This is a genomic window from Streptomyces sp. SBT349 (genome assembly GCF_001083795.1).
Classification (GTDB): domain Bacteria; phylum Actinomycetota; class Actinomycetes; order Streptomycetales; family Streptomycetaceae; genus Streptomyces.
The window spans coordinates 1-6,348 of the sequence record NZ_LAVK01000396.1; the positions used below are offsets into that span (position 1 = coordinate 1).

Below are 6,348 nucleotides of genomic sequence, written 5' to 3' on the forward strand. Positions count from 1 at the left end.
CACTTCCCCTACCACCGCCAACCCGCCTTCGCCCGCCTCAACCCACCCCTGACCGCCTGACCCCACGACAACGCCCCGGACCATGACTGGTCCGGGGCGTTCATCGCGCGTGCCCCAGGGCAGATTCGAACTGCCGACACCCGCTTTAGGAGAGCGGTGCTCTATCCCCTGAGCTACTGAGGCTGGGCTCGGCCCAGTGTAGCGGGGTGGTCAGGCGGGGGTGGCCAGGAGGAGGGCGAAGCGGGACTGGGGATCGGGCCACCAGTGGGTGGTGTTCAGGCCGGCCCCGGTGAGTTCCTCGGTCAGGGACTCCCGGCGGAACTTGGTGGAGACCTCGGTCAGCAGGTCCTCGCCGCGGAGGAACTCGGCCGTCATCGCGAGGGCGGCGATCTCGACGGAGTGGGTCACGCGGGCGCGCAGACGCATCTCCATGCGCTCCTCCTCCGCGTTCCAGACGGCCCTGTGGTCGAACGTGCCGAGGTCGAACGTCGCGCCCAGCTCGCGGTTGAGGACGCGGAGGACGTTCTTGTTGAACGCCGCCGTCACGCCCTGGTCGTCGTCGTAGGCCCGGATCAGGGTCGAGGGCTCCTTCACCAGGTCGACGCCCAGCAGCAGTGCGTCACCCTCCGTGGTCAGGGCGGCGCGGGCGCGGGCGAGGAACGCGGCGCGCTGCTCGGGCGTGAAGTTGCCGATGGTGGAGCCGAGGAACGCCACCAGGTGCGGGCCGGAGCCCGGCAGCGGGAGGTCCGTTCCGAAGTCGGTCACGGTCGCGGCGACGCTGAGGTCCGGGTAGTCGCGGCACAGGCCCTCGGCGGCGGCCTCCAGGGCGGTGTCGCTCACGTCGACCGGCGCGTAGAGCTTCAGCGTGCCCGCCTCGGTCAGGGCGTCGAGGAGGATGCGCGTCTTCTCCGAGGTGCCGGAGCCGAGTTCGACCAGCGTGCGGGCGCCGGTCTCCTCGGCTATCCCGGCGGCGTGCGCGCGCAGGATCTGCTTCTCCGCGCGGGTGAGGTAGTACTCGGGGAGCCGGGTGATGCGGTCGAACAGCACGCTGCCGTGCGCGTCGTAGAACCACTTGGGCGGCAGGGCGCGGGGCCGTTCGGTGAAGGCGGCCTCCGCGTCGGCGCGCAGGGCGCGGGCGGCGTGGTCGGCGGGCAGGCGGTTGTCCATGGTGAGGCGCATCCCGGGGTTCCTTTCGAAGGCGCCGTGCGAGGCGCGGTTCAGGGGCATCGCTCAGAGGGGCTCGATCTCCGTGGTGTGCTGCGTGGCGAGGATCAGCGAGTGGTCGGGGACCTCGTGCCAGCCGGGCTCGCCCGGGGCGGGTTCCGAGGCGACGGTGACCTCGTCCTCGGCCGTGCGGTACCAGAGGCTGGCGCCGTGCCGGGTCGCGGCGATGGCGTGGCCGTCGGTGACGAGGAGGTTGAGGCGGGCGGCCGGGCGGGCGTCGGTGGTGCGGTGGACGACGTCGGCCAGGGCCTCGCCCAGCGGCCGGCCCGTGGTCAGGCGGCGGCCGGTCATGACGCAGAGGAGGGCGGAGTCGCTGCGGGCCTCCATGCCGAGGAGTTCGGCGGCGGTCAGGCGTTCGCCGGTGTCGGCCGGGAGCAGTTCCCAGCGCGGGACGGTTCCGTTGTGGCTGAACAGCCAGCGGCCCAGGGCGAACGGGGCGGCGGCCGACTCGTCGTGGCTGGTGCCGGGGGTGGCGGCGCGCACGGCGGCGAGGACGGCGCCGCTGTGGATGACGGCGGCGAGGCCGGGCAGGTTGGCGTCGGCCCACATGGGGACGGCGCGGCGGTAACGGACCGGGCCCGCGCCGTCCTCGGGCGGGTACCAGCCGATGCCGAAGCCGTCGGCGTTCACCGTGGGCGCCTGGGCGTGCGCGGGGGCGTGCGCGGGCGCGTACGCCTGCTCGTAGAGGCTGTGCGCCGGGTCGGTGAGGAGTTCGGCGAGGGGGCGGGGCGGACCGAGGTAGGCGAGGTGGCGGCACATCAGCGCGGCCCCCGGCGCCCGCGCCCCTGCCCGCGCCCCTGCTCGCGCGCCGGGGACTCGGCGCTCCGGCAGGTGCGGAAGCCCGCGAAGATCTCGCGCCTGACGGGGAAGTCCCAGTTGCGGAACGTGGAGCGGCAGGCGACCGGGTCGGTGGCGAACGAGCCGCCGCGCAGCACCTTGTGCAGGTTCCCGAAGAACACCTGGCTGTACTCGCGGTAGGGGTGCGCCGCGAACCCGGGGTAGCCGGTGAAGTCGCTGGCGGTCCACTCCCAGACGTCGCCCAGGAGTTGGAGCGCGCCGCAGGGCGCGGCGCCCGCCGGGAACGAGCCGGCGGGGGCGGGCTGGAGGTGGCGCTGACCGAGGTTGGCGTGGGCCGGGTCGGGCGCCGCGTCGCCCCAGGGGTAACGGGAGGAGCGGCCCGTCGCCGGGTCGTGTCGGGCCGCCTTCTCCCACTCGGCCTCGGTGGGCAGCCGCCGCCCGGCCCAGCGGGCGTAGGCGTCGGCCTCGAACCACGAGACGTGCAGCACCGGTTCGTCCGGCGGCACGGGCTCGGTGACGCCGAAGCGGCGGCGCAGCCAGGTGGCGCCGTCGCGGCCCCAGAAGGCGGGGGCGGTGATCTCGGCGCGCTTGCGGTGCAGCCAGCCCTCGGGCTGCCACCAGCGGGGGTCGTCGTAGCCGCCGTCGGCCATGAACTCCTGGTAGCCGGCGTTGGTCACGGGCACGGCGTCCAGCCAGAAGCCGGGGAGGTCGACGGTGTGCGCGGGGCGTTCGTTGTCCAGGGCCCAGGGGTCGGCGGTGGCGCCCATGGTGAACGGGCCGCCGGGGACGAGGACTTCGTGCGGCAGGGCGGGTGCGGGTGTCGGCGGCGCCGGTGGCGCGGGGGCGTGCAGGACGGCGGGGCCGCGCCGCAACTGGTGGGTGGCCAGCATCGTTTCGTCGTGCTGCTGCTCGTGCTGGGCGACCATGCCGAACAGGAAGCCGTCGCCGGGGTCGGGCGCGGAGGCCAGCACGTCAAGGGCCTGGTCGCGGACGCCCGCGAGGTAGCGGCGCGCCTCGGCGGGGCGGAGCAGCGGCAGGGCGGGGCGGTCGGCGCGGCGGTGGCGGAAGGCGTCGTAGAGGGGGTCCAGGTCGGGGCGGAGCGCCCGCCGGCGCCCGGCGCGGCGCACGAGCCACAGCTCCTCCTGGTTGGCGATGTGGGCCATGTCCCAGACCAGGGGGGACATCAACGGAGAGTGCTGCGCGGTCAGTTCGGCGTCGGGCAGGCACTCGGTGAGGGCCCGGGTGCGGCGCCTGGCCGTGGAGAGGGCGATGCGGGCCCGTTCGCGGACGGGTATGGCGGTGATCTCCGGGGCGAGGGTGTGCTCGGTCATCGCCTGGCTCCTTCCAGCTGGTCGAGCTGGTCGTCGGCCGGGCACCGGCCGCGGCTCGCGTAACGGTCGGTGAACTCGCCCACGATCCGGCGCACTTCGGCGCAGGCCGGGTCGCGGGCGAGGGCGCTGTCGGCGGCGGCGAGGCAGGCGCGGGCGGCGGTGGCGAGCCCCGGCTCGGCGAGCCCGAGTCTGGCGGCCCGCAGCCACAGGTCGGGGCGGGGCAACGGGCGTCCGCCGGTGAGGGGTTCGGTCGCCTCGTAGGCGGCGCGGGCGGCCTGGGGGTCGTCGAGCAGCGTGCGGACGACGGCGAGCGGAACGGTCCAGTCGTCGCCCGGCTGGGCATCGATCATCCTCAACTCCAGCCAGCCGCGCGGCCGTACGGGAGGGAAGAGGGTGCCGAGGTGGTACTCCAGGTCGGCGAGCCTGGGCGGGCGTTCGCCGAACGGGCCGCGCAGCCACGAGCGGAACGTCCGGCCCGGCGGGGCGGTCCAGGTGGCGGGCGGGGTGCGGCGGACGCAGAGGAGCTGGGCGTCGAGGGCGTAACGGGCCCAGGCCGCGCGGGGGTCGCCGCCGTCGCCGCCCGCTCCCTCGCCGCCGATGCCCGGGACGCCGGCGCCCGGGACGCCCGCGGCGCCGGGCACGCCGTGCGCGCCGGGCGCGTTCCGGCCCTCGTCGGGGTCGGGCGGACGCGTGCGGCCGGGGTCGATGCGCGCCCACAGCGCCTGCCGCGTGGAGACCCAGCCGGTCGGACGGCCGCGCCAGAGCGGGGAGTTGGCGAAGGCGGCGACCAGGACCGGGCCGATGCGGTGGGCGAGCAGCCAGCGGTGGCGGTAGCCGGTGACGCCGTCGGACTCGTCGCCCGCGTCCAGGCTGATCTGAACGGAGGCGGTGGCCCGCATCATGACGCGGCCCGCGGGTCCGAACCGGTCGAAGTAGCTCTCCATGGCGCGGTAGCGCGGGTGGTCGAGCGTGCGGGGCGGGGTGAGGTGGGGTTCGAGGCCGAGGCCGAGGGCGGCGAGCCCCGCGTCGGCCAATGCGTGCCTGAGGCGGGCGACGTCTTCGGCGGCGGCCCGGACGCAGCCGTCCAGGGTGGCGGCGGGGCTGCTGCTCAGCTCGATCTGGCCGCCGGGTTCGCGGGTGATGCGGCCGCCGCCCGGCAGGGCGCCCGGCTCGGCCAGCGGGGCGAGGGCGGCGTCCAGGACCCCGGGCGGGGGCAGCCGACCGGGGTCGGCGGGGTCGCCGCCGGGCCATTCCAGCTCGACGCCGGTGCGTCCCGGCGGGCCGGGTGTGAAGCAGGCGGCCCGCACATGGGCCTCGGCCTCCCGCTCGCCCAGGACGGCGGCGCGCGCCTCGCTGTCCCGCTCCGGCGCGTCCCCCGGCGCGTTCTCCACCGCGCCCGGCGGCTCGTCCGCCGGCGCGTTCGCCGACGGGTCCGCCGGGTCCGGCGCGTCGCTCGCCGCGGATCCAAGGCCCGGTTGCCACGCCATGACCGCCACCCTCCTCCGACTCGTCCGACCGCTTCCGCCCGAGAGAATTCTTCCGGTATGTCGGATTCACGGTACGGCGGCCGGGGGCGCCCCGCGCAGCGACGCAGGGCCACCCGAGTGGTGTGCCGGAGAGGGGGCGTCCCGGCCCGGCGGCGGGCGACCGCCGGACCGGGGAGCGCGACAGCGCGACGGCGCGGCAGCGCTACCGGCGCTACGGAGCTACGGCGCCCGCGGGGGACTCCGCCGCCGCGGCCAGGCGGCGCATGGCCAGCTCCGCGTAGAGCGCCGCCCCGTCGGGCAGCACCGCCTCGTCGAACGCGGCCAGCGGCGAGTGGTTGGCCGGGGCGGTGTCCGGATCGGCGTCCGGCAGGGTGGCGCCGAGGAAGATCATCGCACCGGGCACCGCGTCGATGACCCGGGAGAAGTCCTCGGAGCCCAGGATCGGGTTCTCCATGGGGGCGTAACGTTCCTCCCCGTGCACCTCCTGGACCGTGCCGGCGGCGAAGGCCGCCTCGGCCGGGTCGTTGACCGTGACCGGGTACTGCTCGAAGAACGTCGCCTCCGCCGTGAGGCCGTGCGCCGCCGCGACGCCCTCGCAGACGCCGACCGTGCCCTCGCGCAGCCGCGCCCGCGCCGCGTCGGAGAAGCTGCGGACGGTGGCCCGGAACGTGGCCGTGTCCGGAATGATGTTCGACTGCGTGCCCGCGTGGAAGGTGCCGACCGTCAGGATCACCGGGTCGAACACGTCGAAGCTCCGCGAGATCCACGTCTGGAGCGCGGTCACCATCTCGCACGCCGCCGGGATCGGGTCCTTCGCACGGTGCGGCGTCGAGCCATGGCCGCCCGCGCCGCGCACCGTCACCTCCAGGACGTTGGAGGCGGCCATCGCGGGGCCGCCGCGGGCGGCGAAGACGCCCGACTTCCAGGTGTGCGATATCACGTGGAGCGCGTACGCGGCGACCGGGCGCTCCCCCGCGGCGTCGAGCAGGCCCTCGGCGAGCATGTGGCCCGCGCCGTCGAACCCCTCCTCGCCCGGCTGGAACATGAACAGCACGTTCCCCGCCAGCCGATCGCGATGGGCCGCCAGCAGGCGGGCGGCGCCGGCGAGCATCGTGGTGTGGAGGTCGTGACCGCAGGCGTGCATGCGGTCGACGGGCGCGGCGAACGAGAGGCCGGTCCGCTCGGTGACCGGCAGGGCGTCCATGTCGCCGCGGAGCAGCACGGTGGGGCCGGGGCGGGCGCCGCGCAGCACCGCGGTGACGGAGGTCAGGCCCGTTCCCGTGGTGATCTCCAGCGGCAGCCCGTCGAGGGCGGCGAGGACCGCCTCCTGGGTGCGGGGGAGGTCGAGGCCCACCTCGGGGATGCGGTGCAGATCGCGGCGGAGGCGGGTGAGGTCGTCGGTCAGGGACGTGGCGTCGTCGAGGAGCTTCATGGTCGGTGTCCTTCCCTGCTGTGGTGCGGTGGTGCGGTGGTGCGGTGGTGCTGGGGGCTACCCCGGTGGGCGGAGG

General features: G+C 75.7%; 5 protein-coding genes and 1 tRNA gene. All 6 read right to left on the reverse strand.

Features of this window, described 5'->3' with window-relative positions:
• Positions 1-110: 110 nt before the first annotated feature.
• Positions 111-183 (reverse strand) — tRNA-Arg (locus ADY01_RS31070).
• A gap of 27 nt (positions 184-210) precedes the next feature.
• On the reverse strand, positions 211-1,179 hold the full coding sequence (gene egtD / locus ADY01_RS31075) for an L-histidine N(alpha)-methyltransferase (RefSeq protein WP_049580060.1): 969 nt from the start codon (positions 1,177-1,179) through the stop codon (positions 211-213).
• Between the two features lie 51 nt (positions 1,180-1,230).
• Positions 1,231-1,983 carry an ergothioneine biosynthesis protein EgtC gene (gene egtC / locus ADY01_RS31080; protein WP_049580057.1) on the reverse strand — a complete coding sequence of 251 codons (753 nt, stop codon included), beginning with the start codon at positions 1,981-1,983 and terminating at the stop codon, positions 1,231-1,233.
• On the reverse strand, positions 1,983-3,353 hold the full coding sequence (gene egtB / locus ADY01_RS31085) for an ergothioneine biosynthesis protein EgtB (protein ID WP_049580058.1): 1,371 nt from the start codon (positions 3,351-3,353) through the stop codon (positions 1,983-1,985). Before egtB ends, egtC begins: the two co-directional genes overlap by 1 nt.
• Positions 3,350-4,840 carry an ergothioneine biosynthesis glutamate--cysteine ligase EgtA gene (gene egtA, locus ADY01_RS31090; RefSeq protein ID WP_078900767.1) on the reverse strand — a complete coding sequence of 497 codons (1,491 nt, stop codon included), beginning with the start codon at positions 4,838-4,840 and terminating at the stop codon, positions 3,350-3,352. Before egtA ends, egtB begins: the two co-directional genes overlap by 4 nt.
• Positions 4,841-5,051: 211 nt before the next feature.
• Entirely contained in the window at positions 5,052-6,272 is a 1,221-nt protein-coding gene (locus ADY01_RS31095) for a M20 metallopeptidase family protein (RefSeq protein ID WP_049580059.1), read from the reverse strand.
• Positions 6,273-6,348: the final 76 nt, after the last annotated feature.

Bases quoted from the DNA above. Each gene is read 5' to 3' on its own strand.
- egtD (WP_049580060.1), bottom strand. From the start codon at position 1,179: ATGCGCCTCACCATGGACAACCGCCTGCCCGCCGACCACGCCGCCCGC.
- egtC (WP_049580057.1), bottom strand. From the start codon at position 1,983: ATGTGCCGCCACCTCGCCTACCTCGGTCCGCCCCGCCCCCTCGCCGAA.
- egtA (WP_078900767.1), bottom strand. From the start codon at position 4,840: ATGGCGTGGCAACCGGGCCTTGGATCCGCGGCGAGCGACGCGCCGGAC.
- ADY01_RS31095 (WP_049580059.1), bottom strand. From the start codon at position 6,272: ATGAAGCTCCTCGACGACGCCACGTCCCTGACCGACGACCTCACCCGC.
- egtB (WP_049580058.1), bottom strand. From the start codon at position 3,353: ATGACCGAGCACACCCTCGCCCCGGAGATCACCGCCATACCCGTCCGC.